Consider the following 24,011-nt stretch of genomic DNA (forward strand, 5'->3'; position numbering starts at 1 on the left):
CCTAACCGGCCTTATCCAGCTTCTTGAGAAACACCGTCATCTCTTTTTCGGCCTGCTTGTCACCATGGGCCCTGGCCGCTTCCAGCCCCTGTTCCCAGGCCAGGCGCGCTGCCGCTTTATCACCCTGCAACTGATGGGCCTTGCCCAACAGCTTCCACGCCGCCGAGTACTTCGGGTCGAATTCGACGCAGCGTTGCAGATGAACAGCCGCTTCGGCGCCGTTGCCCTCATCCAGCCAGGCCTTGCCCAGGCCGAAGCGCAGCAGGGCGTTATCCACACCCTTGGCCAGCATCTTTTCCAGTGATTCGCGCATCGCGGCTCTCCCTTAGAAGAAGCTCAACCCGACATGGAACAGCTTCTCGACGTCACGGATGTACTTTTTATCCACAACGAAGAGGATCACATGGTCGCCCGCCTCGATCACCGTGTCGTCGTGGGCAATCAGCACTTCTTCATCGCGAATGATCGCGCCGATGGTGGTGCCCGGCGGCAGGGCGATGTCTTCGATGGCTTTGCCGATCACCTTGCTGGATTTCGAGTCGCCATGGGCAATCGCCTCAATGGCCTCTGCCGCGCCACGGCGCAGGGAGTGCACGCTGACGATGTCGCCGCGGCGCACGTGGGCGAGCAAGGTGCCGATGGTGGCCAGCTGCGGGCTGATGGCGATATCGATATCGCCGCCCTGGACCAGGTCGACATACGCCGGGTTGTTGATGATGGTCATCACCTTGCGCGCGCCCAGGCGCTTGGCCAGCAGCGAGGACATGATGTTGGCCTCGTCATCGTTGGTCAGGGCCAGGAAGATATCGGCTTCGGCGATGTTCTCTTCGAGCATCAGGTCGCGGTCCGAGGCGCTGCCCTGCAACACCACGGTGCTGTCCAGGGTATCGGAGAGGTAACGGCAGCGCGCCGGGTTCATCTCGATGATCTTCACCTGGTAGCGGCTCTCGATCGCTTCGGCCAGGCGCTCGCCAATCTGTCCGCCGCCGGCGATGACCACGCGCTTGTTGGTTTCGTCGATGCGCCGCAGTTCACCCATCACCGCACGGATGTGGGCCTTGGCGGCAATGAAGAACACCTCGTCGTCGGCCTCGATCACCGTATCGCCCTGAGGCAGGATCGGCCGGTCGCGGCGGAAGATGGCCGCGACGCGGGTGTCGACGTTGGGCATGTGTTCGCGGATCTGGCGCAGTTGCTGACCAACCAGCGGCCCGCCGTAGTAGGCCTTGACCGCTACCAGCTGGGCCTTGCCTTCGGCAAAGTCGATGACCTGCAAGGCACCGGGATGCTCGATCAGGCGCTTGATGTAGTGGGTTACCACCTGCTCGGGGCTGATCAGTACGTCGACGGGGATGGCGTCGTTGTCGAACAGGCCAGCGCGGGTCAGGTAGGCCGACTCACGCACCCGGGCGATCTTGGTCGGGGTGTGGAACAGGGTGTAGGCGACCTGACAGGCGACCATGTTGGTTTCGTCGCTGTTGGTCACCGCCACCAGCATGTCGGCGTCATCGGCACCGGCCTGGCGCAATACGGTCGGGAACGAGGCGCGGCCCTGGACGGTACGGATGTCCAGGCGGTCGCCGAGGTCGCGCAGGCGCTCGCCATCGGTATCGACCACGGTAATGTCGTTGGCTTCGCTGGCCAGGTGCTCGGCCAGCGTACCGCCGACCTGCCCTGCACCGAGGATGATGATCTTCATCCGCTGTTCCCTTCTCTTGTTATCCGCGCGCGGCGGCGATTTTGATCAGCTTGGCATAGTAGAAGCCGTCGTGTCCGCCTTCCTGCGCCAGTAGCTGGCGGCCATGGGGCTGGCGCAAGCCAGCCTGGGTCGCCAGGTCCAGCTCGCGGGCACCCGGGGTGCGAGCGAGGAAGGCCTCGATGACTTCAGTGTTTTCCGTCGGCAGGGTCGAGCAGGTGGCATACAACAGGATGCCGCCGACTTCGAGGGTCGGCCACAGGGCGTCGAGCAGTTCGCCCTGCAAGCTGGCCAGGGCGGCAATATCGTCGGCCTGACGGGTCATCTTGATGTCCGGGTGACGACGAATCACCCCGGTGGCCGAGCAAGGTGCGTCGAGCAGGATGCGCTGGAAACCCTTGCCGTCCCACCAGCTGGCGGTATCGCGGGCATCGCAGGCGATCAACTGGGCATCGAGGCCCAGGCGGTCGAGGTTTTCCCGGACCCGGGTCAGGCGCTTGGCTTCGAGATCGATCGCGACCACAGACTCCAGTTTTGCCTCGGCTTCAAGCAGGTGGCAGGTCTTGCCGCCGGGTGCGCAGCAGGCGTCGAGCACCCGCTGCCCTGGCGCGAGGTCGAGCAGGTCGGCAGCCAGCTGTGCGGCTTCGTCCTGGACGCTGATCCAGCCCTGATCAAAGCCTGGCAGGCCGCGCACATCGCAGGCTTGGGCGAGAAGGATGCCATCGACGCTGTACTGACAGGCGCTGGCTTCCAGCTCCGCTGCGCGCAATAGCTCCAGATAGGCCTCACGACTGTGATGACGGCGGTTGACCCGCAGAATCATCGGCGGATGAGCGTTGTTGGCGGCGCAAATGGCTTCCCACTGTTCTGGCCAGAACGCCTTGAGCGACTTCTGCAGCCAGCGCGGGTGGGCGGTGCGCACCACCGGATCACGCTCCAGTTCGGCGAGGATCTCGCTGCTTTCGCGTTGCGCGCGGCGCAGTACGGCATTGAGCAGGGCCTTGGCCCACGGCTTTTTCAGCTTGTCGGCGCAGCCCACGGTTTCGCCGATGGCGGCATGGGCCGGGACACGGGTGTAGAGCAGCTGATACAGGCCTACCAGCAGCAAGGCTTCGACATCGGCGTCGGCCTTCTTGAACGGCTTTTGCAGCAGACGTTCGGCCAGCGCCGAGAGCCGTGGTTGCCAGCGCGCGGTGCCGAAGGCCAGGTCCTGGGTCAGGCCCCGGTCACGTACTTCGACCTTGTCCAGTTGCGCGGGCAGCGAACTGTTCAGTGAGGCCTTGCCGCTGAGTACTGCCGCCAGGGCGCGGGCGGCTGCCAGACGTGGATTCATTGACCGAGCACCGTACCGCTGGCGAATTTCTCGCGGCGGCTGTTGAACAGGTCACTGAAGTTCAGCGCCTTGCCACCGGGCAATTGCAGACGGGTCAGGCACAGGGCCTGTTCACCGCAGGCAACGATCAGGCCGTCCTTGCTGGCGCCGAGGATTTCACCTGGGGTGCCTTTGCCTGTGGATAAGCTGGCGGCCAGGACTTTCACGGCTTCACCGTTGAGGGTGCTGTGGCAGATCGGCCAGGGGTTGAAGGCGCGAATCAGGCGCTCCAGCTCAACCGCCGGACGGCTCCAGTCCAGGCGCGCTTCGTCTTTGTTCAGCTTGTGTGCATAAGTGGCCAGGCTGTCGTCCTGGACTTCACCTTGCAGCGTGGCCGCGGCCAGACCGGCGACCGCTTCGAGCACGGCGGGCGGGCCCATCTCGGCCAGGCGGTCGTGCAGGCTGCCACCGGTGTCGGTGGCGCTGATCGGGGTGACGACCTTGAGCAGCATCGGGCCGGTATCCAGCCCCGCTTCCATGCGCATCACGGTCACGCCACTTTCACTGTCGCCGGCTTCGACCGCGCGCTGGATCGGCGCGGCGCCGCGCCAGCGCGGCAGCAGCGAGGCATGACTATTGATGCAGCCCAGGCGCGGAATATCCAGCACCGCTTGCGGCAGGATCAGGCCATAGGCGACCACCACCATCAGGTCCGGCTTGAGTGCAGCCAGTTCAGCTTGAGCCTCGGCATTGCGCAGGGTTGGCGGTTGCAGGACCTGGATGCCGTTATCCACAGCCAGTTGCTTGACCGCACTGGGCATCAGTTTTTGTCCGCGCCCGGCCGGACGGTCCGGTTGGGTGTAGACGGCCACCACTTCATAAGGGCTGTCGATCAAGGCCTTGAGGTGTTCGGCGGCAAACTCGGGGGTGCCTGCAAAGACAATGCGCATGGCGTTCTCGCTTAAAAAGAAAAAGGCTTGCCGGAGCAAGCCTTTGGAAAGAGGAGATCAAGCTTGCTGGCGATGCTGCTTTTCCAGCTTTTTCTTGATCCGGTCACGTTTGAGCGTCGACAGGTAATCGACGAACAACTTGCCGTTGAGGTGATCGCATTCGTGCTGGATGCACACCGCCAGCAGACCTTCGGCTATCAGCTCGTAAGGCTTGCCATCGCGATCCAGCGCCTTGACCTTGACCCGCACCGGGCGGTCGACGTTCTCGTAGAAGCCGGGTACCGACAGGCAGCCTTCCTGGTACTGGTCCATTTCGTCGGTCAGCATCTCCAGCTCGGGGTTGATGAACACCCGCGGCTCGCTGCGATCTTCGCTCAGGTCCATGACCACGATGCGCTTGTGCACGTTGATCTGGGTTGCCGCCAGGCCGATGCCCGGGGCTTCGTACATGGTTTCAAACATGTCATCGATCAACTGGCGAACGCCGTCATCGACTTCGGTCACCGGTTTGGCGATGGTGCGAAGGCGCGGGTCCGGGAATTCGAGGATGTTCAGAATGGCCATAAGCGTATGAGCTGCACTGTGCGATGAATTACAAACATGAGTACACATAATAAAGGGATTCGGCGCGTTCGGCACCTGGCAAAGGTCAGCTAAGGTTTCAGGCAGCCCCCAGGCATGCCAGCAAGGGAAATTCTTCAACCGGTTGTCAAAGTATTATCAACAGAGTTATCCACAGCTTGTGCAGGGTGCATACAACTCGTTCGATCAAGGATGATCGTTATGCCAGAGTCAGCTTACCGGGCGTGTTCACCCGCCGAACTCGAGGCGCGCTTGCGCCTGCATCGTTTACCCGGACTCGGTCCGCAACGCTTTCATTCGCTCTTGCAGACCTTTGGCAATGCCTCGGCGGCGCTCAGTGCGCCGGCCGCTGCCTGGCGTTCGCTGGGCCTCCCCGAGGTGAGCGCCGAGGCTCGCCGCAGCCACGAAGTACGCGAAGGCGCAGCGGCTGCATTGGCCTGGCTAGAGCGGCGCGACCAGCATTTGCTGATGTGGGACGACCCCGCCTACCCGGCGTTACTGGCTGAAGTGGATAGTGCTCCGCCCTTGCTGTTCGTGGCCGGTAACCCGGCGTTGCTGGAAAAACCGCAGCTGGCGATTATCGGCAGTCGCCGCGCATCGCGCCCGGCGCTGGACACCGCCGGGGCCTTTTCCCGCCACCTGGCCCGGGGTGGATTTGTCATTACCAGCGGCCTGGCCCTGGGGGTCGACGGTGCCGCTCATCAGGCCGCTCTGGATGTCGGTGGGCAGACGATCGGGGTACTGGGGACCGGCTTGCAGAAATTTTATCCACAACGGCATCGGGCGCTGGCGGCGGCGATGATCGAGCAAGGCAGTGCCGTAGTTTCCGAGTTTCCTCTCGATGCCGGGCCGGTGGCGGCTAACTTTCCCCGGCGCAATCGCATCATCAGCGGCCTGTCGTTGGGGGTGCTGGTGGTCGAGGCGAGCCTGGCCAGTGGCTCGCTGATCACCGCGCGGTTGGCGGCAGAACAAGGGCGCGAGGTGTATGCCATTCCGGGGTCGATCCATCATCCGGGGTCCAAAGGCTGTCACCAGTTGATTCGCGACGGCGCCTTGCTGGTGGAAAGCGTCGAGCAGATTGTCGAGACCCTGCAGGGATGGCAGCGCCTGCCGCCGCTACCGGGCGACGAAACGCCTGGCAGCCGGCATGTACTTGAAGAGTTGTTGCTGGCGGCGCCACAAACCAGCGAAGCTTTGGCCAACAGCAGCGGTTGGGCATTGCCCAAGGTACTGGCGGCATTGACCGAGCTTGAAGTGGCCGGGCGGGTTTGCAATGAAGCTGGACGTTGGTTTGCCCGGCCTGCCTAAGTACACTGCTGGTCAGCCTTAATGCGGAGAGAGTTCAATGGTGAGCAGTTGGCGTGTGCAACAAGCCGCGCGTGAAATTCGGGCCGGTGCGGTGATTGCCTACCCAACCGAGGCCGTCTGGGGCTTGGGCTGTGATCCCTGGAACGAGGAAGCGGTGGATCGCCTGTTGGCGATCAAGTCGCGCTCGGTCGACAAGGGGTTGATCCTGATTGCCGACAATATCCGCCAGTTCGACTTCCTGTTCGAGGATTTCCCGGAAATCTGGCTCGACCGCATGGCCAGCACCTGGCCGGGCCCGAACACCTGGCTGGTACCGCACCAGAACATGTTGCCGGAGTGGATTACCGGGGTGCACGACACGGTAGCCCTGCGGGTCAGCGATCATCCGGTGGTCCGTGAGCTGTGTTCGCTGGTCGGGCCGCTGGTATCGACTTCGGCCAACCCTCAAGGGCGTCCGGCGGCGAAGTCACGCTTGCGTGTTGAGCAGTACTTCCGCGGACAGCTGGATCTGGTCCTGGGCGGCGCGCTGGGTGGGCGGCGTAACCCGAGTGTGATCCGTGACCTGGTGACCGGGGATGTGGTTCGGGCTGGCTGATGGCCCGATCGCCGGCAAGGCCGGCTCCCACAATTGATCAGAGCATGCAGTCCCTGTGGGAGCCGGCCTTGCCGGCGATGAGTTCAGCACATTCTCAAGGCAGCAACACCGTAGACCCCACCGTCCTGCGCGCTGAAAGCTCGGTCTGTGCCTTGGCCGCCTCACTCAGCGGGTAGCGCTGGTGGATATCCACCGTCAGCTTGCCGCTGGCGATCATCGCGAACAGGTCATCGGCCATCGCCTGAGTGTTTTCGGCATTGTTGGCGTAGCTGGCCAGGGTTGGCCGAGTGACATACAGCGAGCCCTTCTGCGCCAGAATACCCAGGTTTACCCCGCTGACCGCACCCGAGGCATTGCCGAAACTGACCATCAGACCGCGCGGCGCCAGGCAGTCCAGTGAAGTCAGCCAGGTGTCCTGGCCAACGCCGTCATAGACCACCGGGCACTTCTTGCCGTCGGTCAGCTCCAGCACCCGTTGCGCTACATCCTCACGGCTGTAATCGATGGTCGCCCAGGCCCCCAGCGCCTTGGCGCGCTCGGCTTTTTCCGCAGAGCTGACAGTACCGATCAATCTGGCACCCAGAGCCTTGGCCCATTGGCAGGCCAGTGAACCAACGCCACCGGCAGCGGCATGAAACAGAATGGTCTCGCCCGGTTGCACGGCGTAGGTCTGTTTGAGCAGGTACTGCACGGTCAGGCCCTTGAGCATCACGGCCGCGGCCTGTTCGAAGCTGATGCTGTCAGGCAGTTTGACCAGATTGGCTTCGGGCAGCACATGCACTTCGCTGTAGGCACCCAGCGGCCCCCCGGCATAGGCGACGCGGTCGCCGACCTTGATGCGGGTGACCTGATCACCGACCGCCTCGACCACCCCGGCACCTTCTGTGCCCAGTCCCGACGGCAACGCCGGAGGCGCATACAGGCCGCTGCGAAAGTAGGTATCGATAAAGTTCAGGCCGATGGCCTGGTTGCGCACGCGGACCTGCTGCGGGCCAGGGGCGGCAGGTTCGAAATCGACCAGTTGCAGGACCTCCGGGCCCCCATGCTGGCTGAACTGGATACGCTTGGCCATCTGCACTCTCCTGTCGGCTTGGGAAAACCCCTATCGGACGCCTTTGCTTGATCGCCGTCAACTGCGGCCAGCCTGCCGCCGGTGGTATGCTACGCGCCGAATTTGCTCATGCCCGCTTCCAGGTGACCTGATGACTAGCCGCACCGAGGCCGTGAAAGCCTACCTGCTCGACTTGCAAGACCGTATTTGTGCCGCCCTCGAAACCGAAGACGGCGGTGCCCGCTTTGTCGAAGACGCCTGGACGCGTGAAGCCGGCGGCGGCGGACGGACCCGGGTGATCGGTGAAGGCAAGGTCATCGAAAAGGGCGGCGTGAACTTCTCCCACGTGTTCGGTAGCGGTCTGCCGCCGTCGGCCAGCGCCCATCGGCCGGAGCTGGCCGGGCGTGGTTTCGAGGCCCTGGGGGTGTCGCTGGTCATCCACCCGCACAACCCGCACGTACCGACTTCCCACGCCAACGTGCGCTTCTTCATCGCCGAGAAGGAAGGTGAAGAGGCAGTCTGGTGGTTCGGTGGGGGCTTTGACCTGACCCCTTACTACGGCAACGAAGAAGACTGCCTGCACTGGCACCAGGTGGCCGAGCGCGCCTGTGCGCCGTTCGGCGCCGATGTCTATCCACGCTACAAGGCCTGGTGTGACCGTTACTTCCACCTCAAGCATCGCGGCGAGCCGCGCGGTATCGGCGGCCTGTTCTTCGATGACCTGAACGAGTGGGACTTCGACACCTGTTTTGCCTTCATGCGCGCCATTGGCGATGCCTATGTCGAGGCCTACCTGCCGATCATCCAGCGGCGCAAGGATCAGCCCTACACCGCCGAGCAGCGCGAATTCCAGGAATACCGTCGCGGCCGTTATGTCGAGTTCAACCTGGTCTACGACCGCGGCACCCTGTTTGGCCTGCAATCGGGCGGGCGCACCGAATCGATCCTGATGTCACTGCCACCGCAAGTGCGTTGGGGGTACGATTGGAAGGCCGCACCAGGCAGCGAAGAAGCGCGCCTGACGGAGTATTTCCTGCAGGACCGTGACTGGCTTGGCGAGGCCAAGGCTAGCCGCTGAGCCGTTGTGGATAACTTTCCGGCCCTGCCCGACCTTGACCCAGGAACCGCGTGAATGGACCAGTACGTTGTATTCGGCAACCCGATCGGCCACAGCAAATCGCCGCTGATCCACCGCCTGTTCGCCGACCAGACCGGCCAGCAACTGGAGTACAGCACCTTGCTGGCGCCGCTGGACGATTTCAGCATGTGTGCCCAGGGCTTCTTCAAGCAGGGCCTGGGCGCCAACGTCACGGTGCCGTTCAAGGAGGAAGCCTTTCGCCTGGTCGATAGCCTGACGTCACGGGCTAAGCGCGCTGGCGCGGTGAACACCCTGAGCAAGCTGGCCGACGGCACCCTGCAGGGCGACAACACCGACGGTGCCGGGCTGGTGCGTGATCTGACCGTCAATGCCGGTGTGCAACTGAGCGGCAAGCGCATTCTCCTGCTCGGCGCCGGTGGCGCCGTTCGCGGCGTATTGGAACCGTTGCTGGCGCACAACCCGGCATCGCTGGTGATCGCCAATCGTACGGTGGAAAAAGCCGAGCAGCTGGCCCGTGAATTCGCCGACCTGGGCCCGGTGGCTGCCAGTGGTTTCAGCTGGTTGCAAGAGCCGGTTGACCTGATCATCAACGCCACCTCCGCCAGCCTTGCCGGAGAGCTGCCGCCGATCTCTGCCTCGTTGATCGAACCGGGCAAGACCGTGTGCTACGACATGATGTATGGCAAAGAGCCGACGCCTTTCTGCCGCTGGGCCAGCGAACACAAGGCCGCCAAGGTGCTCGACGGCTTGGGCATGCTCGCCGAGCAGGCCGCTGAAGCGTTCTTCATCTGGCGCGGTATTCGTCCAGACACGGCGCCTGTGCTGGATGAGTTGCGTCGGCAGTTGGCGCGCAATTAGTCGAATCGCTTAGCTGTTCAGTTGTGATGAACTGCTCTTCCTCGGCAATTTGCCGTTCGTAGAACGCAATTTTTGCCGGGGATTGCAGTTTTCCTGAGTAGGGCTCGACAGCGTTGATACTGTCACGCAATGACCTGATTCGAGCTTCTGCCTGAGCAATCGTCCAGCACCCTCCAGTGTCGCCGACAGTCGAATGGGCGTTTGCTAGCTGCCCTGCCCACAGGAGCAGATAAAACAGCAAACAGGATGAGCTACCCCGATGACGCTCCATGGTGGACTCCGTTCGACAATCGTTGTCGATGGGTAATCGCGCACCAAGGATGAGGCGAATCACCCGACTGCCCTAGTCAACTGCACTGACAGTGCGGGCACAACTGGCAAAAATGTCAGGTTGCACTATTTCACGATCACTGGTGGGCGCGCCCGATGCAGCGTCAGGCTACCGCCTGCGCGACGCAGGCGCCTGGCTTCTTATCGAGTAATAGAAGCTAAGTTCGACATATTTTGTATATCGTTTCAGAAGCGTCCTACATTCGGCTTGTCTCATTCGCAATAGACTGATCACTCTGACCACAGGAGTGAAAGAGATGGCTAATCACAGTTACATGACCATTACCGGGAAAAAACAAGGTTTGATTTCCGCTGGTTGTTCCAGCCAAAGCTCTATTGGGAACAAGTGTCAAGCTGACCACGAAGACGAAATTATGGTGCTGGCTTACGCTCATAACATGGCAGGTGGTAATGACGGCAGCACGTCAGGGGGGCGTGGCAAACATATGCCGGTCGTTATTACAAAAAACATCGATAAATCTACACCATTGCTAGCCAGTGCCCTGCATGAAGGCGAAGAGATCGAGTGTAAAATCAATTTCTATCGCACTTCACCTGTTGGTGGTCACGAAAAGTACTTTACTGTGTTGTTGACCGGTGGACGTATTGCCAATGTAAGCGTTCAGGTGCCACATGCCATTCATATGAGTGACGCGCAGCCGCAGGAGCTTCTGGCCATCAGGTATCGGGACATTAGCTGGGTACACCACCAGGCAAGCACAAGTGCCTATGCGTCTTGGGGGTACGAAGGTGAATGAGCAGTCATGTGACATTCATGATGTGGCCAAAGCAGGCGCTGACCTGGTTGCATTGGGTTGCACCATAAGCGCTACTAGTTTTGATGATGGCATTCTTCAGCTGCAGTTTGGCTCAGTAATATCTGATTATGTTAATGAAATTATAAGTGATGTTAATGAGGGGATAATAAGTGCCTGGGATGGCGTGCAAGAAATCAGGGCAGAGTATGACGAGCTGGCTTCCAAGGCGGCTTTTTATGCTCAGAATGGCATCGGGGTCGTAGCAGGTGTGATGCAGATTGAAGTCGGAGTTGCGATTACAGGGTCATCAGCCGGTTTTGCAGCACCAGTAGGTGGAGCTTTTATCGCTCACGGCGTTAATAATATTTATGAAGGGGGGATGAATATTTACCAAGGTCCGAATGTTGAAGCGGCAAGGGGGCCAGTTAGACGTGTTTATCAAGACTTATTTAAAGATGAATACACAGGGGATATGGTGTATGGAGTATTCGACCTGGGTTTGTCAGCTCTAGGTATGATGCAGCCTTTACGAAAGACGGGTTCAGTGCAGCTTTTCAGGCGGGACCCACTTAATTACGAACCAGCGTATCAACAGACCGGAAGATTGGCTTTGTTTTTTGAAGCATTAGTTGATTCGATTACAATTAAATCCATGGTGTCAGAAGAACGAGCTGAAACCATAAATAATTGATGTTTTAGTGAGGTTGTTATAATCGCCATGTATTGCGTAACCTGGGGATGTAAAATTTTAAGCCGGCAACGGAAATGGTAACAAACAAAGTAACGCTTGTAACCCAGTATGGAGTTCCTTCTAGAGGGTATAGTTTTGTTATGCCAAACATGATAATGGCTGTGTAGAGCATGGCGCTGGCAATAATTGTTATGCCCAGGCTTACTAAATATCTAATTGTATACATTTCTACAGAGTCCTTTGGATGTGAATGCATAAAAATATTAGATCTAGCTAGGAGTAAATGCAACAAAAGGGTATCAGTAATCTGCTTTGGCCTCAATCGAAAAGCACAAGCTGCGATGCTAGGTGTGACCGTGACGGAATCAGTCTCGCTTTTCAGGTGGAACTTATCTAATTTTGAGTCTGCATATCAGTAAGTCGGTAAGTTTGCTTAGTTTTTCAGGGGGTAGCTGAGTAGATTAAAATTGTCTCTATGGTATCAGAGGGGATTTATGAGATTAAAATCAATTGATGCTATAGCTTGATGGGTTTTGCTTGAGGGGTTCTTTGGCAATGTATACGGTTAGATATTTGGTTGGCTTGGGGTTGGCTATTGCCGGTTGCTCTATATTCTACACGGCTCTTATTATGCGGTTCATAATAGAAGTATTTCCACTAGAAGAGGCGTTATACTGGATCGTATACGGCATTTTATACGTTGTAATTACCGGTTTCGGTTTAAAGTTTTACATCCCCAGGCTACGCGATATATGGTAATGAACTGTTTTCGCCTCAATCATAACCACAAGCAGACAGGGTGCAATGCCCTGCGCATCGTCGTGGAAGAGCAGCTTGATGTCCCGATCCTTGGACCGGCAGAGTTAAGCAGTGAATGTGCAGAGGCAATCATGTCCTTGTGTACTTCGGCTTCAGCACTATGAAGCAAGCCCTTGCTAGCTATTAGAAGTTTAGAAAAAATCGCTTGGAGTGACGATGGCTACCATTTATTACGCAGTCTGGGGATGTAAAACTTTAAGCCGGCAACGGAAATGGCAACAAACAAAATACCGCTTATAACCAAGTATGGCGATTCTTCTAGTGAGAAGAGCTCTGTTATGCACCACATAATAAGCAATGTGTAGAACATAGAGCAGATGATAATAGTCAATCCCATGCTTATTAAATATCTAACTGTATACATTTCTACAGGGCTCTTAGGGTGTGAACTCAAAAAGTATACTATCTCGCCAGTTGTGCGAAGGAGCGTTCAAGCTGTTTGGCATGACGATGGTTACCATGTGTCGCGTAGTCTTGGGATGTAAAATTTTAAGCCGGCAGCGGTGATGATAACAAACAAAATTCCGCTTATAGTCCAGTAGAGCTGGTCTTCTAGTTCTAGTGAGAATAATTTCCTTATGCCCCACATGATGATCATTGTGTAGCCCGCAGAGCAGCCGATAATAATTAGCCCCAAGCTTATCAAGTATCTAATTGTATACATTTCTACAAAGTCCTTAGGGTGTAAACTCATAAAGTATACTAGCTCGCCAGTTATGCGAAGAAGCGTCCAAGCTGTTTGGCATGACCATGGTTACCAGATGTTGCGTAGTCTGGGGATGTAAAATTTTAATCCGACAATGCTGAGGGTGACAAACAGAATTCCGCTCATAACCCAATAGGTTGTTTCTTCAAGTGGGAATAACGCTGTTATGCCAAGCATAATAAGCATTGTGTAGAACATGGCGCCGGCAATAATAGTCAACCCCATGCTTATTAAATATCTAACTGTATACATTGCTACAGAGTCCTTAGAGTGTAAGCTCATAAAACATACTACACAGCGTGTATTCCCTGTCGCTAGACACAAACGGGTTTGCCCCGCGATAGGTCACTCCTCGAAGCGGATCGGGCAGTGCGCTACCCCTTCCAGCTTATGTAATTCCTCAATCACTTGCGGACGCGCCCGATGCAGCGTCAGGCTACCGCCTGCCCGGCGCAATCGACGGGCTTCGCGATGGAGCATGTCGACGCCGGAATAGTCGATGAAGTTGATCTGCCGGGCATCGATCACCACATTAGGGCCTTGGCAGCGTTGCAGACGTACCTGCAGGTAATGGCTGGCACCAAAGAAAATCGACCCGCCCACCCGCAGCACGTCGGCATCACCTTCGCGGGCGTGTTGTACGCGCGGCCGTGACGTGCGCTTCAGGTAGAAAAACAGCGAGGCCAGCACCCCGGCGTAGATGGCGGTCTGCAGCTCCAGCAGCAAGGTCGCGGCTGCAGTCAGGGCCATGACCAGAAACTCCGAACGGCTGACCCGGAACAGCGCGCGCATCGCCCGATGATCGATCAGGCCCCAGCAGATCAACAGGATGCTGGCGGCCATCGCCGGAATCGGGATATGCGCAATCAGGCTGGCGCCGGCTACGGCGAACAGCGCTACCCACAGTGCCGAGAACACCCCGGCCAAGGGGGAGCGTGCTCCGGCGTCATAGCTCAGCCCGGAACGGGTGAATGAGCCTGATGACAGGTAGCCGGAAAACAGGCTGCCGAGCATATTCGACAGGCCCTGCGCGCGGATTTCCTGATTGGCGTCGATCAACTGCTCCGAACGCGACGACAGCGAACGGGCAATCGACAGGCTGGTGACCAGCCCCAGCATGCCCACCGCCACAGCGCTGGGCAGCAAGCGCAGGATCAGCTCGACGTCGAGCAGGGGGATTGGGCTCAGCGGCGGCAACTGGCCGGCGAACCCGGGTACCAAGCGCACATGAGCGAAGAGTCCAGGCAGCAACCAGACCAGCAGACTGGCAAGCGTCAGGGTTATCAACAGGCCCGGCCAGCGCGGGCGCAGCAGCTTCAGCGCAATGCCCAGCAGCAGGGTACCCAGGCCCAGCAGCAGAGCAGGCCAATCGACCTCACCGGCGTGTTCCAGCAGGCTTTGCAGCGTCTTCAATGGGGTGGCCTGGCTGGGCAGGTCCAGCCCCAACAGGCTCGGCAGTTGTCCCAGGGCAATAACGATGGCGGCGCCGAGGGTAAAGCCCAGCACCACCGAATGAGAGACAAAATTGACCAGCGCGCCAAAACGCAGCATCCCCAGCAACCACTGAAACACCCCGGCCAGAAAGGTAAGTAACAGGATCAGGGTGATGTAGTCGTCACTGCCGCTGACCGCCAAGGGGCTGACGCTGGCATAGAGCACGATGGAAATCGCCGCCGTCGGCCCGCAGATCAGGTGCCAGGAAGAGCCCCAGAGGCAGGCAATCAGCACCGGGACAATCGCCGCATACAGGCCATATTCGGCAGGCAGGCCGGCAATCAATGCGTAGGCGATTGATTGCGGCAGTGCGAGGATCGCCCCGCTCAGCCCGACCAGCAGGTCGCGCCGCACACTGGCACGGGTTTGCCGGGGCAGCCAGGTGAGAAACGGCAGCAGACGGTGGCGATCAGGCCAGGCCATGGACATGCTCTATCGCGATTGGAAGCTGTTCAGGGTGCGATGTCCGGCGCTTCGGTGCAAGCCGGAAAGCGTGCGGCAGGTTAGAAGACGAAGTTCACATGCTCGCCGTGGTGCAGTTTCAGCTCCAGGGTGTCGACCATGGCGGCCGCTACTCTGGCCAGGCGTTGTAATGGCTCGCGCAGGCCAGGCTCCAGGGTGCCGTGGGTCTGGTGGAAATGTTCGATGCCCAGCCCGGCGACTTGCTCTGGCGTGTTGATCAAGGTCCAGTGCAGCGGGCTGCGTTGCAACAGGTCGACGATCTGATCGGCACAGGCCCGTTGTTGCTCGCTGTGCCCTTCACTGTTGTCGAGCACGCTGAAATCACCGACCAGTAACAGGCGGCGTATAGTCGTACGCGAGAGGCCGCTGATCAGTGTCTGACTCATGCGCAGTTGCATGGCAAAATCATCGGGCGCCAAGACGGGCAGCAGGCAAATCACGGCGGAGCCACCGGCTACGCTTTGTTCCGCTTGATCAGCGCTGTTCAGCCCGCCGATCTTGAAGTGCAGGCCTGGGCGTGGCGCCTGGGTGTTCAGGTCATCGACTACGGCGATCACCTCATGCTGGCGCTTGAGCAATTCGGCCATCAGGGCGCTGCCGAGGCTGCTCAGCCCACCGAGGATGACCAATTTGAACACTGGGGTTTCGGCATTTTTCACCAGATCACTCCACGCGTTGGGGGTGATCATTTGACCCTGGGACACTGGCCGGGGTTCGTTGGCATTCAGGAGTTTTTGTGCAGAGGATCAAGGGATATCACGCCCACGTTTACTACGACGCCAGCACCATGGAGCAAGCGCGGCAGCTATGTGAAGAGGCTGCCAAGCTGTTTGGGGTGAGCATGGGGCGCATGCATCAGAAGCCGGTCGGGCCGCATCCGGACTGGAGCTGCCAGCTGGCCTTCGGGCCTGAGGTGGTCGGGGTGGTGTTGCCCTGGCTGGCGCTGTATCGCCACGGGCTGGTGGTGTTTCTGCATCCGCTGACCGGCGATGACCTGGCGGATCATCGCGATCATGGGATCTGGATGGGGGCGGTGCGGCCGCTTGATCTGTCGATCTTTGAATAGTGGGTGGGAACAACTCTCGGTGGGAGCGGGCTTGTCCCGCGATTGCGGTGTGTCAGTCAAATCGCATCGCGGGGCAAGCCCGCTCCCACCGGGGGTGTTAAGACAGCTGCTTCAGAATCAAGCCTTGCGCGCGCCCCGCACACCCTGAGCCAGTGCCGAGCACAGCTCGAGCACATCACCCACGGCCTGATCGGTGGTTTTCGCCTGGGCAATCTTGTCGACCAGCGCCGAGCCCACCACCACACCATCGGCCAGTCTGGCGATGGCCGCAGCCTGTTCCGGGGTACGGATACCGAAGCCGACGCTGATCGGCAGGTCGGTATGCCGGCGCAGACGCTCGATCGCGCTGCTGACCTGCTCGGTGGTGGCCGAACCCGCACCGGTGACACCCGCCACCGAGACGTAGTAGACGAAGCCGGAGCTGCGTTCCAGTACGCGCGGCAGGCGCACGTCGTCGGTGGTCGGCGTGGTCAGGCGGATGAAGTCGATACCCGCTGCCTGGGCCGGAGTGGCCAGTTCAGCATCATGCTCAGGCGGCAGGTCGACGATGATCAGGCCGTCGACACCGGCTTCCTTGGCCTGGGCGACGAAGGCATCGGCGCCGAAGCGGTGGATCGGGTTGTAGTAGCCCATCAGCACGATCGGCGTGGTCTGGTTGTCGACCCGGAACTCGCGAACCATCTGCAAGGTTTTCGCCAGGGTCTGGCCCGCCTCCAGGGCGCGCAGGGTCGCCAGCTGGATGGCCACACCGTCGGCCATCGGATCGGTGAACGGCATGCCCAGCTCGATGACGTCGGCGCCAGCAGCCGGCAGGCCTTTGAGAATCGCCAGCGAGGCATCGTAGCCCGGGTCGCCGGCAGTGATGAAGGTGACCAGTGCGGAACGGCCTTCGGCCTTCAGTTCGGCGAAGCGTTGTTCAAGACGGCTCATGCCTGTATCTCCTGGGCAGCCATATGGCTCATCACGGTTTGCATGTCTTTGTCGCCACGCCCGGACAGGCACACCACCATCAGGTGATCCTTGGGCAGGGTCGGCGCACGTTTGATTGCTTCAGCCAGGGCGTGGGAGGTTTCCAGGGCCGGAATGATGCCTTCCAGGCGGCAGGTGGTGTGGAACGCGGCCAGGGCTTCTTCGTCGTTGATGCTGACGTACTCGACGCGCTTCACTTCATGCAGATAAGCGTGTTCAGGACCGATGCCCGGGTAGTCCAGGCCGGCGGAAATCGAGTGGGCGTCGGTGATCTGGCCGTCGGCATCCTGCAGCAGGTAGGTGCGGTTGCCATGCAGCACGCCCGGAACACCGCCGGTGAGGCTGGCGGCATGCTTGTCGGTGTCGACACCATGGCCACCGGCTTCGACACCGATGATCTGCACGCTGGTGTCGTCGAGGAAGTCATGGAACAGGCCCATGGCATTGGAACCGCCGCCCACACAGGCGATCAGGCTGTCGGGCAGGCGCCCTTCCTTCTCCTGCAACTGGGCACGGGTTTCCTTGCCGATGATCGACTGGAAGTCGCGGACCATCGCCGGGTACGGGTGTGGACCGGCAACGGTGCCGATCAGGTAGAAGGTGTCATCGACGTTGGTGACCCAGTCACGCAGGGCCTCGTTCATGGCGTCCTTGAGCGTGCCGGTACCGGAGGTCACCGGCACGATCTCGGCGCCGAGCAGCTTCATGCGAAAGACGTTGGCCTGCTGGCGCTCGATGTCGGTAGCGCCCATGTAGATCACGCAAGGCAGGCCGAAGCGTGCGGCGACGGTGGCGGTGGCCACGCCGTGCATGCCGGCGCCGGTTTCGGCGATCAGGCGCTTTTTGCCCATGCGCTTGGCCAGCAGCACCTGGCCGATGCAGTTGTTCACCTTGTGTGCGCCGGTGTGGTTGAGTTCTTCACGTTTGAAGAAGATCTTTGCACCGCCGCAGTGTTCGGTCAGGCGTTCGGCGAAGTACAGCGGGTTGGGACGGCCGATGTAGTCGCGCTGGAAGTAGGTCAGTTGCTCGAGAAACTCAGGGTCGGCCTTGGCCGCTTCGTATTCGCGGGCCAGGTCGAGCACCAGTGGCATCAGGGTTTCAGCCACGTAGCGGCCGCCGAATGCGCCAAACAGGCCATTGGCATCAGGGCCGGCGCGGAAGTTGGTCTGGGTCATGGGTCGCTCCAGGGCGTAGTGAAGACTGGGAATGGCTTTACTGTACCCACGACAGGCGCAGCTGAAAACCGATAAGATTGCTTGAACATGTCAGGAAAACTCACACGTCATGCGCCAGGACCTGCCTCCCCTCAATGCCCTGCGGGCCTTCGAAGCCACTGCCCGGCTCAACAGCGTCAGCCAGGCGGCTGAGCAACTGCACGTGACCCATGGCGCCGTCAGTCGGCAATTGAAGGTGCTCGAGGAGCATCTGGGGGTTAGCTTGTTCGTCAAGGACGGGCGCGGCATTAAACTCACAGATGCCGGCCTGCGTTTGCGCGATGCCAGCACCGATGCCTTCGAGCGCTTGCGCAGCGTGTGCGCCGAGTTGAGCCAGAGCAGTGCCGACGCGCCGTTTGTACTCGGTTGCTCCGGCAGTTTGCTGGCCCGCTGGTTCATTCCACGACTGGGCCGTCTCAAGGCGGACCTGCCCGAGTTGCGTCTGCATTTGTCCGCCGGTGAAGGTGATCTCGACCCGCGTCGTCCGGGGCTCGATGCTCTGCTGGTGTTCGCCGAGCCACCCTGGCCGGCCGATATGCAGGTGCATGTGCTGGCCCAGGAGTGCATTGGTCCGGTACTCAGCCCGCACTTCGCAGGCTTCGCCCGCCTGCAGCAGGCGCCGGCTGAGGCCTTGCTGGAAGAAACCCTGCTGCAGACCACTTCACGGCCACAGGCCTGGCCAAGTTGGGCGCAGCAACAGGGTATCAACCCTGAGGCGCTGCGCTATGGCCAGGATTTCGAGCATCTGTATTACTTGCTGGAAGCGGCTGTCGCCGGCCTGGGCGTAGCCATCGCGCCGCAGCCGCTGGTGGCCGATGACTTGCGCGGCGGACGCCTGGCTGCGCCCTGGGGCTTTTGTCAGACCCAGGCCGCCCTGGCGTTGTGGGTGCCGCGACGCGCCGCGGATGGGCGCGCCGAGCAACTGGCCGGGTGGTTACGCGCTGAGCTGGCGCGCCAGGCCGACTAGTTATCGCGCTTTGACAACAGGTACGCCGCAAGCAGGCCAAGCGCACCAATCGCTACACCCGCGGTGGTCCAGGGGTGTTCCTGGGCATAGTCGCGGGTGGCCAGGCCGGTCTCACGGGTCTTGGTTTTCACCTCTTCATAGGCATCGCTGAGCAGGCTGCGCGAATGACGCAAAGCGTTCTCGGCATTGTCCTTGAGCGTCTTTAAGGTCTTGCGCGACTCGTCCGAGGCATCGCCTTTGAGGCTTTCCAGCGATTTGAGCAGGCTTTCGATCTCCGCTTCCATGCTTTGCAGCGACGCTTTACGCAGCGAATGGTTGGCCATGGTGGCTCTCCTTCGAGGTGTGAGTGAGCTGTTCTGATTCCGACTCCGCCAGGGCGAGAAAGTGCATTCTGAATTTTCCGGGTAGGGACCTTCGGCAGGTAAATCAGGCTGACGCTGCTAGGCTCAAAGTTCACCTTCGAAAAGGAGACTGCTCATGTCGGATCATCACACCTACAAGAAAATCGAACTCGTCGGCTCGTCACCCAACAGTATCGAAGAGGCCATCAACAACGCCCTGGCCGAAGCGGGCAAAAGCATCAAGCACCTTGAGTGGTTCGAAGTGGTCGACACCCGCGGGCACATCAAGGACAACAAGGCGGCGCACTTTCAGGTAACGCTCAAGGTTGGATTCCGTATCGTCAACAGCTGAAGGCATGACACTGGCTTGTGCGGGTCAATTGAGTTACACAGTTCAGAGGCGCCCGGACCGGTTCCGGCGCCCTCCTCCACTTTGATCTGAACAAGGAAAGCGATCGATGAAGAAGTTGGTAGTGGCACTGGGTTTGATGGCGTTGGCGGGCACTGCGCTTGCCGCGGGCAAACCGTGCGAAGAATTGAAGAGCGAAATAGCCGCCAAGCTTGATGCCAAGGGCGTCAGCGGCTACTCGCTGGAGATCGTTGACAAAGGGGCTGCCGCGAGCGGCAAGGTCGTCGGGACCTGCGAAGGTGGCACCAAGGAAATCGTCTACAAGCGTGGCTGATCGGACTTCATCGCTGGCAACGCCAGCTCCCACAGATGAGTGCCAAGGCAATCTTTGTGGGAGCCGGCCTTGCTGGCGATGAGGCCATTAGCTTTCGCGCATCACCTGCGCCAGTAGCTCATAAGAGCGGATCCGGTCCGCATGCTCATACAGGTCACAGGTGAAGATCAGCTCATCGGCCTGAGTCTGTTCCAGCAAAACGTCTAGCTTGGCGCGGATTTTTTGCGGCCCGCCGACCATCGCCAGCCCCAGGAAATCGCCTACCGCCTCGCGCTCATGGGGCAGCCACAGGCCGTCCATGCTGTCTACCGGCGGCCGCTGTACCAGGCTCTGGCCGCGCATCAGGGCAAGAATTCGCTGATACACCGAGGTCGCCAGGTAATTGGCCTGCTCGTCAGTGTCGGCAGCCACCAGCGGCACTCCCAGCATCACATACGGTTTGTCGAGCACGGCCGAAGGCTGGAAGTGGTTGCGATAGATACGGATGGCCTCGTGCATATAGCGCGGGGCGAAATGCGAGGCAAAGGCGTAAGGCAGGCCGCGCATACCGGCCAGCTGGGCGCTGAACAGGCTGGAACCGAGGAGCCAGATCGGCACGTTGGTGCCATAACCGGGCACGGCAATGACTTTCTGATCCGGGGTCCGTGGCCCCAGGTAGCGCACCAGCTCTTCAACATCGTCCGGAAAATCGTCAGCACTGCCGGAGCGTTCTCGACGCAGGGCCCGGGCAGTCATCTGGTCAGAGCCCGGTGCACGGCCCAGGCCCAGGTCGATTCGACCGGGATAGAGGCTTTCCAGGGTGCCGAACTGTTCGGCAATCACCAGCGGCGCATGGTTGGGCAGCATGACGCCACCGGCACCGACGCGGATGGTCGACGTGCCACCGGCCAGGTAACTGAGCAATACCGCGGTCGCTGAGCTGGCGATGCCGTCCATGTTGTGGTGCTCGGCGACCCAGAAGCGGTTGTAGCCGAATTTTTCCACGTGCTGCGCCAGGTCCAGCGAATTGCGCAGGGACTGCGCCGGGCTGCCGTCGGCACGCACCGGTACCAGGTCGAGGGTGGAAAATTTGATGTCCGCAAGTCGCTTCATGGGCTGTTGAGCCTCCTGGGCAGTCGTTTGCTCGGCATTCAGCCGGGGCCTTTCTAACTCTGTATGGGCACTTCCTGAGGATTCAATGCCTGGGGTGCAATCAGGCTGAACTTGCCTGGGCCACTGGCCTCTGAATTTTAGGCGGCGCAAACGCGCGCCCTGCAGAGACTCCGGAGGCAGTATGAAAAAGACAGCATCGGCTGTATGGCAAGGCGGTCTGAAAGACGGCAAGGGCCTGCTTTCTACCGAGAGCGGCGCACTCAAGGACAACCCTTATGGGTTCAACACCCGTTTCGAAGGCCAGCCAGGCACCAACCCGGAAGAGTTGATCGGCGCGGCCCATGCCGGCTGCTTTTCCATGGCCCTGTCAATGTTGCTGGGCGAAGCGGGCTTCACGGCGGATCGCATCGACACTACCGCCGAAGTCACCCTCGACAAACAACCCGATGGTTTCGCGATCACCGCTGTGCACCTGATTCTCAAGGCCAAGGTTCCCGGTGCCAGCGAGGAACAGTTCCTCGAAGTGGCGAACAAGGCCAAGGCCGGCTGCCCGGTATCGAAGGTGCTCAATGCGCAGATCAGCCTGGATGCCAGCCTGGTGGGTTAGAGGTGGGGCAAGGTAGAACCGGGACGGGCTTGTTGTGGTCAAATGAGTGCCGGTAAATCCTTACCGCCACAAGGAGCTGTCCCCATGATCCGTGTTGCAATTGCTGTCCTGGCTTCGTTGCTGGCGACTTCTGCGCTGGCCGCGCCGAAGAATTGCGAAGAGCTCAAGGCCGAGATCGAAGCGAAGATACAGGCCAATAACGTGAGCTCCTATACCCTGGAAATCGTCAAGAACGAAGATGTTCACGACCAGAACATGGTGGTCGGCAGCTGCGAGGGCGGCACCAAGAAGATCATCTATCAGAAGAACGATCGCTAGGCATTCAGGGAATGCAGAATATGTCGTTGGCTTCTTCGGCGACCACCTTGCGTTGCGCATCGTAGAGATAGGCGCTGGGTTGCATGGCTGGCGCCCGCGCTTCGAGGCGGTAGCGCTGACCGGCTTCGAAGTGGTCGTAGCGTACTTTCAGGTAGCAGGTGCGCTCCACCGGATCGACGGTGAATCCACTGGATTTCACCTCGTAATCGAAACGCACGGTCAGCTCATGCCTGCCCGGCGTCACTTGGAAGAAACGACCGTCGTTGAGGCGTACGCCATCCAGGCGGTCGGCCATCAGCATTTTGCCAGGCGTCATGGTGTAGAGGTCGACCCAGGCCTGCTTGCTATCAACGGGCGGCAAGGGGCTGGCGCAAGCCCCCAGGGTACTGAGGGCAATCAGCATCATTGGCTGGCGCATGACAAACTCCCGCTTGCAACCTACAAAGCACAAGCATAGCGTCATTCGCGCTGTCAGGTGCGCTGTCAGGTGCGCTGGCAGCCCGCCGGTAGCCCTTTGCTGACCAGGTTGCGCTGCTCGTCATACAGCTTGGCCCAGGGCCGAAAGCCAATGCTGCCGGCTTCGAGCTGATAGCGTTGCCCGGCATTGAAATCCTTGAATTTCACATTCAGCTGACAATCGCGCCACAGCGGTTCGCTGACCGGCCCGATATTGCTCGGCGTTACCGGAAACAGGTAGCGCACGGTCAGCTCGTGGCTGCCTGGCGACACTTCGAAATAACGTTTGTCGGCCCAGGCGCGGTCGTCTACTTCCACCGCATGCAGGGTATCGTCCTGGCCGGTGGCGAGGTCGATCCAGGCCTGGTTGGGGTCGGGACGAGGCATCAACAACCCGGCACAGCCGGACAGAAGCAGAAGAGCACTGATGACAAGCAGTGTACGCATGGCAAAACTCCAGCCGGGCAGGATAGTCTTGAAGCTGATGAGCTCTTGAGCGGATGACGGGACGCGGATGCTTCGACTATTTCTTTTATTGCGCTCAAGTCATGGGGCACTCGACCACTTTTTTCGCTACTTGGTTCCCTTGTTGGCGCTCGGGCTGCTCAACGGTTGTTCCAGCCTCAATTACTACGGGCAATTGGCCAGCGGCCAGTGGCAGCTGTTGCAGGCGCGTCAACCGGTGGCCGAACTGATAGCGGACCCAGCTACCCCGGCCAAACTGCGCCAGCATTTGCTTCAGGCAGAGCAGGCTCGGGCCTTCGCCAGCGCACAACTGAAGTTGCCGGATAATCGCAGTTACCGGGTGTATGCCGACATTGGCCGCCCGTACGTGGTGTGGAATGTGTTCGCCACCCCGGAGTTCTCCCTCGAGCCCCAGACCCATTGCTTCCCGATTGCCGGCTGCGTCGCCTATCGCGGCTACTACAGCCAGGGTGCGGCTCGCGGGGCTGCGGCATTGCAGAAGCAGCAGGGGCTGGATGTCTATGTCGGCGGGGTGGAAGCCTATTCGACCCTGGGCTGGTTCGATGACCCGATCCTCAGCTCGATGCTGGGTTGGGGCGACGAACGCCTGGCCACGGTTATTTTCCACGAGCTGGCGCATCAGCGTCTGTATGTGCAGGACGACACCGCGTTCAATGAGTCCTTTGCTACATTCGTCGAGCAGGAAGGTACGCGCCAGTGGCGTGCTTCCCGTGGTCTGGCGTTGCTAACACAGGACGATAGTCAGCAGCGCGACCAGTTCGTTGCATTGGTGCTGGCCAGCCGCGAACGGCTCAAGGCCCTGTATGCGGCGCCGCTGAACGAATCAGCCAAGCGTGCGGGCAAGCAGGCTGAATTCGAACGCTTGCGCGGTGACTACCGGGCGCTGCGTGATGGCCAATGGAGAGGCAAAGGGCGCTATGACGCCTGGATCAACGCTCCGATGAACAATGCCAAGTTGTTGCCTTTTGGTTTGTATGACCAGTGGGTGCCGGCGTTTGCGCAGTTATTTGCTCAGGTAGACAGGAACTGGGAGATGTTCTATCAGCGTGTTGAGGCCCTGGGGCGTCTACCGCTCGAGCAGCGGCATCAGGCCTTGAAAAG

27 protein-coding genes are annotated in these 24,011 nt (G+C 59.9%); 13 read left to right on the forward strand and 14 right to left on the reverse strand.

Annotated features, from left to right (window positions below):
• Position 1: 1 nt before the first annotated feature.
• The 5 genes from NPS47_RS06765 to def are packed head-to-tail and all read right to left on the reverse strand — an operon-like array spanning position 2 to position 4,522.
• Complete coding sequence (locus NPS47_RS06765) at positions 2–313, reverse strand: hypothetical protein (protein ID WP_038605123.1); 312 nt, start codon at positions 311–313, stop codon at positions 2–4.
• Positions 314–325: 12 nt separating this feature from the next.
• A complete protein-coding gene (trkA, locus tag NPS47_RS06770) occupies positions 326–1,699 on the reverse strand; it encodes a Trk system potassium transporter TrkA (protein WP_038605126.1) in 1,374 nt (457 codons plus the stop codon).
• Between the two features lie 19 nt (positions 1,700–1,718).
• The gene (gene rsmB / locus NPS47_RS06775; RefSeq protein WP_274294240.1) at positions 1,719–3,029 is read right to left on the reverse strand and encodes a 16S rRNA (cytosine(967)-C(5))-methyltransferase RsmB; all 1,311 of its coding nucleotides are present in this window, start codon (positions 3,027–3,029) and stop codon (positions 1,719–1,721) included.
• Positions 3,026–3,958, reverse strand: a complete 933-nt coding sequence (gene fmt, locus NPS47_RS06780; protein ID WP_274294241.1) for a methionyl-tRNA formyltransferase — start codon at positions 3,956–3,958, stop codon at positions 3,026–3,028. Before fmt ends, rsmB begins: the two co-directional genes overlap by 4 nt.
• A gap of 57 nt (positions 3,959–4,015) precedes the next feature.
• The gene (gene def / locus NPS47_RS06785; protein WP_038605133.1) at positions 4,016–4,522 is read right to left on the reverse strand and encodes a peptide deformylase; all 507 of its coding nucleotides are present in this window, start codon (positions 4,520–4,522) and stop codon (positions 4,016–4,018) included.
• A gap of 219 nt (positions 4,523–4,741) precedes the next feature.
• On the opposite strand from def, the gene dprA reads away from it, so the two are divergent.
• Together dprA and NPS47_RS06795 are read left to right on the forward strand one after the other, a co-directional pair.
• Positions 4,742–5,848, forward strand: coding sequence for a DNA-processing protein DprA (gene dprA, locus NPS47_RS06790; RefSeq protein WP_274294242.1), 1,107 nt, complete (start codon positions 4,742–4,744; stop codon positions 5,846–5,848).
• Between the two features lie 37 nt (positions 5,849–5,885).
• Entirely contained in the window at positions 5,886–6,443 is a 558-nt protein-coding gene (locus NPS47_RS06795; protein WP_274294243.1) for an L-threonylcarbamoyladenylate synthase, read from the forward strand.
• 94 nt (positions 6,444–6,537) lie between these two features.
• On the opposite strand, the gene NPS47_RS06800 is transcribed toward NPS47_RS06795, so the two are convergent.
• Complete coding sequence (locus NPS47_RS06800; RefSeq protein WP_274294244.1) at positions 6,538–7,515, reverse strand: NADPH:quinone reductase; 978 nt, start codon at positions 7,513–7,515, stop codon at positions 6,538–6,540.
• Between the two features lie 130 nt (positions 7,516–7,645).
• On the opposite strand from NPS47_RS06800, the gene hemF reads away from it, so the two are divergent.
• The 4 genes from hemF to NPS47_RS06820 all read left to right on the forward strand — a co-directional run bounded on the left by hemF (position 7,646) and on the right by NPS47_RS06820 (position 11,230).
• A complete protein-coding gene (gene hemF / locus NPS47_RS06805; RefSeq protein ID WP_274294245.1) occupies positions 7,646–8,572 on the forward strand; it encodes an oxygen-dependent coproporphyrinogen oxidase in 927 nt (308 codons plus the stop codon).
• A gap of 54 nt (positions 8,573–8,626) precedes the next feature.
• Positions 8,627–9,451 carry a shikimate dehydrogenase gene (gene aroE / locus NPS47_RS06810; protein ID WP_274294246.1) on the forward strand — a complete coding sequence of 275 codons (825 nt, stop codon included), beginning with the start codon at positions 8,627–8,629 and terminating at the stop codon, positions 9,449–9,451.
• Between the two features lie 587 nt (positions 9,452–10,038).
• Complete coding sequence (locus NPS47_RS06815) at positions 10,039–10,539, forward strand: Hcp family type VI secretion system effector (RefSeq protein WP_274294247.1); 501 nt, start codon at positions 10,039–10,041, stop codon at positions 10,537–10,539.
• Positions 10,511–11,230, forward strand: coding sequence for a DUF4225 domain-containing protein (locus NPS47_RS06820; protein WP_274294268.1), 720 nt, complete (start codon positions 10,511–10,513; stop codon positions 11,228–11,230). The genes NPS47_RS06815 and NPS47_RS06820 overlap by 29 nt, the downstream gene beginning before the upstream one ends.
• 1,870 nt (positions 11,231–13,100) lie before the next feature.
• On the opposite strand, the gene NPS47_RS06825 is transcribed toward NPS47_RS06820, so the two are convergent.
• On the reverse strand, positions 13,101–14,672 hold the full coding sequence (locus NPS47_RS06825; RefSeq protein ID WP_274294248.1) for a SulP family inorganic anion transporter: 1,572 nt from the start codon (positions 14,670–14,672) through the stop codon (positions 13,101–13,103).
• Between the two features lie 80 nt (positions 14,673–14,752).
• Complete coding sequence (locus NPS47_RS06830) at positions 14,753–15,370, reverse strand: NAD(P)-dependent oxidoreductase (protein WP_274294249.1); 618 nt, start codon at positions 15,368–15,370, stop codon at positions 14,753–14,755.
• Between the two features lie 77 nt (positions 15,371–15,447).
• On the opposite strand from NPS47_RS06830, the gene NPS47_RS06835 reads away from it, so the two are divergent.
• A complete protein-coding gene (locus tag NPS47_RS06835) occupies positions 15,448–15,777 on the forward strand; it encodes a DOPA 4,5-dioxygenase family protein (RefSeq protein WP_038605161.1) in 330 nt (109 codons plus the stop codon).
• 117 nt (positions 15,778–15,894) lie between these two features.
• On the opposite strand, the gene trpA is transcribed toward NPS47_RS06835, so the two are convergent.
• Both trpA and trpB read right to left on the reverse strand, forming a co-directional pair.
• Positions 15,895–16,707, reverse strand: a complete 813-nt coding sequence (gene trpA / locus NPS47_RS06840) for a tryptophan synthase subunit alpha (RefSeq protein ID WP_274294250.1) — start codon at positions 16,705–16,707, stop codon at positions 15,895–15,897.
• Positions 16,704–17,921, reverse strand: coding sequence for a tryptophan synthase subunit beta (trpB, locus tag NPS47_RS06845; RefSeq protein ID WP_274294251.1), 1,218 nt, complete (start codon positions 17,919–17,921; stop codon positions 16,704–16,706). Before trpB ends, trpA begins: the two co-directional genes overlap by 4 nt.
• A gap of 109 nt (positions 17,922–18,030) precedes the next feature.
• On the opposite strand from trpB, the gene NPS47_RS06850 reads away from it, so the two are divergent.
• The gene (locus NPS47_RS06850; RefSeq protein WP_274294252.1) at positions 18,031–18,927 is read left to right on the forward strand and encodes a LysR family transcriptional regulator; all 897 of its coding nucleotides are present in this window, start codon (positions 18,031–18,033) and stop codon (positions 18,925–18,927) included.
• Here NPS47_RS06850 and NPS47_RS06855 read toward each other — a convergent pair.
• The gene (locus NPS47_RS06855) at positions 18,924–19,250 is read right to left on the reverse strand and encodes a DUF883 family protein (protein WP_274294253.1); all 327 of its coding nucleotides are present in this window, start codon (positions 19,248–19,250) and stop codon (positions 18,924–18,926) included. The two genes, NPS47_RS06850 and NPS47_RS06855, sit on opposite strands and share 4 nt — an antisense overlap.
• A gap of 154 nt (positions 19,251–19,404) precedes the next feature.
• On the opposite strand from NPS47_RS06855, the gene NPS47_RS06860 reads away from it, so the two are divergent.
• On the forward strand, positions 19,405–19,620 hold the full coding sequence (locus NPS47_RS06860) for a dodecin (protein ID WP_038605173.1): 216 nt from the start codon (positions 19,405–19,407) through the stop codon (positions 19,618–19,620).
• Between the two features lie 106 nt (positions 19,621–19,726).
• Positions 19,727–19,951, forward strand: a complete 225-nt coding sequence (locus NPS47_RS06865) for a DUF1161 domain-containing protein (protein ID WP_274294254.1) — start codon at positions 19,727–19,729, stop codon at positions 19,949–19,951.
• 87 nt (positions 19,952–20,038) lie between these two features.
• Here NPS47_RS06865 and NPS47_RS06870 read toward each other — a convergent pair whose 3' ends face one another.
• Positions 20,039–21,043 (reverse strand): LLM class flavin-dependent oxidoreductase, encoded by a 1,005-nt coding sequence (locus NPS47_RS06870; RefSeq protein WP_274294255.1) that lies wholly within the window; start codon positions 21,041–21,043, stop codon positions 20,039–20,041.
• A gap of 181 nt (positions 21,044–21,224) precedes the next feature.
• On the opposite strand from NPS47_RS06870, the gene NPS47_RS06875 reads away from it, so the two are divergent.
• Complete coding sequence (locus tag NPS47_RS06875; protein WP_274294256.1) at positions 21,225–21,650, forward strand: OsmC family protein; 426 nt, start codon at positions 21,225–21,227, stop codon at positions 21,648–21,650.
• 84 nt (positions 21,651–21,734) lie between these two features.
• Positions 21,735–21,968 carry a DUF1161 domain-containing protein gene (locus NPS47_RS06880; protein WP_038605181.1) on the forward strand — a complete coding sequence of 78 codons (234 nt, stop codon included), beginning with the start codon at positions 21,735–21,737 and terminating at the stop codon, positions 21,966–21,968.
• Positions 21,969–21,972: 4 nt separating this feature from the next.
• Here the strand turns inward: NPS47_RS06880 and NPS47_RS06885 are convergent, their stop codons facing one another.
• Entirely contained in the window at positions 21,973–22,386 is a 414-nt protein-coding gene (locus NPS47_RS06885; RefSeq protein WP_274294257.1) for a hypothetical protein, read from the reverse strand.
• 65 nt (positions 22,387–22,451) lie between these two features.
• Positions 22,452–22,871 (reverse strand): hypothetical protein, encoded by a 420-nt coding sequence (locus NPS47_RS06890; protein ID WP_274294258.1) that lies wholly within the window; start codon positions 22,869–22,871, stop codon positions 22,452–22,454.
• A 67-nt stretch (positions 22,872–22,938) separates the two neighbouring features.
• Here NPS47_RS06890 and NPS47_RS06895 point away from each other — a divergent pair.
• Positions 22,939–24,011, forward strand: a 1,073-nt coding sequence (locus tag NPS47_RS06895; RefSeq protein ID WP_274294259.1) for an aminopeptidase, incomplete at its 3' end; no start/stop codon positions are given.

The sequence above is a fragment of the Pseudomonas putida genome (assembly GCF_028682475.1).
GTDB classification, from domain to species: Bacteria; Pseudomonadota; Gammaproteobacteria; order Pseudomonadales; family Pseudomonadaceae; genus Aquipseudomonas; species Aquipseudomonas putida_AG.

What these genes read in the sequence shown, in the direction of transcription:
- NPS47_RS06765 (WP_038605123.1), bottom strand. Translation starts at nt 313, where the DNA reads ATGCGCGAATCACTGGAAAAGATGCTGGCCAAGGGTGTGGATAACGCC.
- trkA (WP_038605126.1), bottom strand. Translation starts at nt 1,699, where the DNA reads ATGAAGATCATCATCCTCGGTGCAGGGCAGGTCGGCGGTACGCTGGCC.
- rsmB (WP_274294240.1), bottom strand. Translation starts at nt 3,029, where the DNA reads ATGAATCCACGTCTGGCAGCCGCCCGCGCCCTGGCGGCAGTACTCAGC.
- fmt (WP_274294241.1), bottom strand. Translation starts at nt 3,958, where the DNA reads ATGCGCATTGTCTTTGCAGGCACCCCCGAGTTTGCCGCCGAACACCTC.
- def (WP_038605133.1), bottom strand. Translation starts at nt 4,522, where the DNA reads ATGGCCATTCTGAACATCCTCGAATTCCCGGACCCGCGCCTTCGCACC.
- dprA (WP_274294242.1), top strand. Translation starts at nt 4,742, where the DNA reads ATGCCAGAGTCAGCTTACCGGGCGTGTTCACCCGCCGAACTCGAGGCG.
- NPS47_RS06795 (WP_274294243.1), top strand. Translation starts at nt 5,886, where the DNA reads ATGGTGAGCAGTTGGCGTGTGCAACAAGCCGCGCGTGAAATTCGGGCC.
- NPS47_RS06800 (WP_274294244.1), bottom strand. Translation starts at nt 7,515, where the DNA reads ATGGCCAAGCGTATCCAGTTCAGCCAGCATGGGGGCCCGGAGGTCCTG.
- hemF (WP_274294245.1), top strand. Translation starts at nt 7,646, where the DNA reads ATGACTAGCCGCACCGAGGCCGTGAAAGCCTACCTGCTCGACTTGCAA.
- aroE (WP_274294246.1), top strand. Translation starts at nt 8,627, where the DNA reads ATGGACCAGTACGTTGTATTCGGCAACCCGATCGGCCACAGCAAATCG.
- NPS47_RS06815 (WP_274294247.1), top strand. Translation starts at nt 10,039, where the DNA reads ATGGCTAATCACAGTTACATGACCATTACCGGGAAAAAACAAGGTTTG.
- NPS47_RS06820 (WP_274294268.1), top strand. Translation starts at nt 10,511, where the DNA reads ATGCGTCTTGGGGGTACGAAGGTGAATGAGCAGTCATGTGACATTCAT.
- NPS47_RS06825 (WP_274294248.1), bottom strand. Translation starts at nt 14,672, where the DNA reads ATGGCCTGGCCTGATCGCCACCGTCTGCTGCCGTTTCTCACCTGGCTG.
- trpA (WP_274294250.1), bottom strand. Translation starts at nt 16,707, where the DNA reads ATGAGCCGTCTTGAACAACGCTTCGCCGAACTGAAGGCCGAAGGCCGT.
- trpB (WP_274294251.1), bottom strand. Translation starts at nt 17,921, where the DNA reads ATGACCCAGACCAACTTCCGCGCCGGCCCTGATGCCAATGGCCTGTTT.
- NPS47_RS06850 (WP_274294252.1), top strand. Translation starts at nt 18,031, where the DNA reads ATGCGCCAGGACCTGCCTCCCCTCAATGCCCTGCGGGCCTTCGAAGCC.
- NPS47_RS06855 (WP_274294253.1), bottom strand. Translation starts at nt 19,250, where the DNA reads ATGGCCAACCATTCGCTGCGTAAAGCGTCGCTGCAAAGCATGGAAGCG.
- NPS47_RS06860 (WP_038605173.1), top strand. Translation starts at nt 19,405, where the DNA reads ATGTCGGATCATCACACCTACAAGAAAATCGAACTCGTCGGCTCGTCA.
- NPS47_RS06865 (WP_274294254.1), top strand. Translation starts at nt 19,727, where the DNA reads ATGAAGAAGTTGGTAGTGGCACTGGGTTTGATGGCGTTGGCGGGCACT.
- NPS47_RS06870 (WP_274294255.1), bottom strand. Translation starts at nt 21,043, where the DNA reads ATGAAGCGACTTGCGGACATCAAATTTTCCACCCTCGACCTGGTACCG.
- NPS47_RS06875 (WP_274294256.1), top strand. Translation starts at nt 21,225, where the DNA reads ATGAAAAAGACAGCATCGGCTGTATGGCAAGGCGGTCTGAAAGACGGC.
- NPS47_RS06880 (WP_038605181.1), top strand. Translation starts at nt 21,735, where the DNA reads ATGATCCGTGTTGCAATTGCTGTCCTGGCTTCGTTGCTGGCGACTTCT.
- NPS47_RS06885 (WP_274294257.1), bottom strand. Translation starts at nt 22,386, where the DNA reads ATGCGCCAGCCAATGATGCTGATTGCCCTCAGTACCCTGGGGGCTTGC.
- NPS47_RS06890 (WP_274294258.1), bottom strand. Translation starts at nt 22,871, where the DNA reads ATGCGTACACTGCTTGTCATCAGTGCTCTTCTGCTTCTGTCCGGCTGT.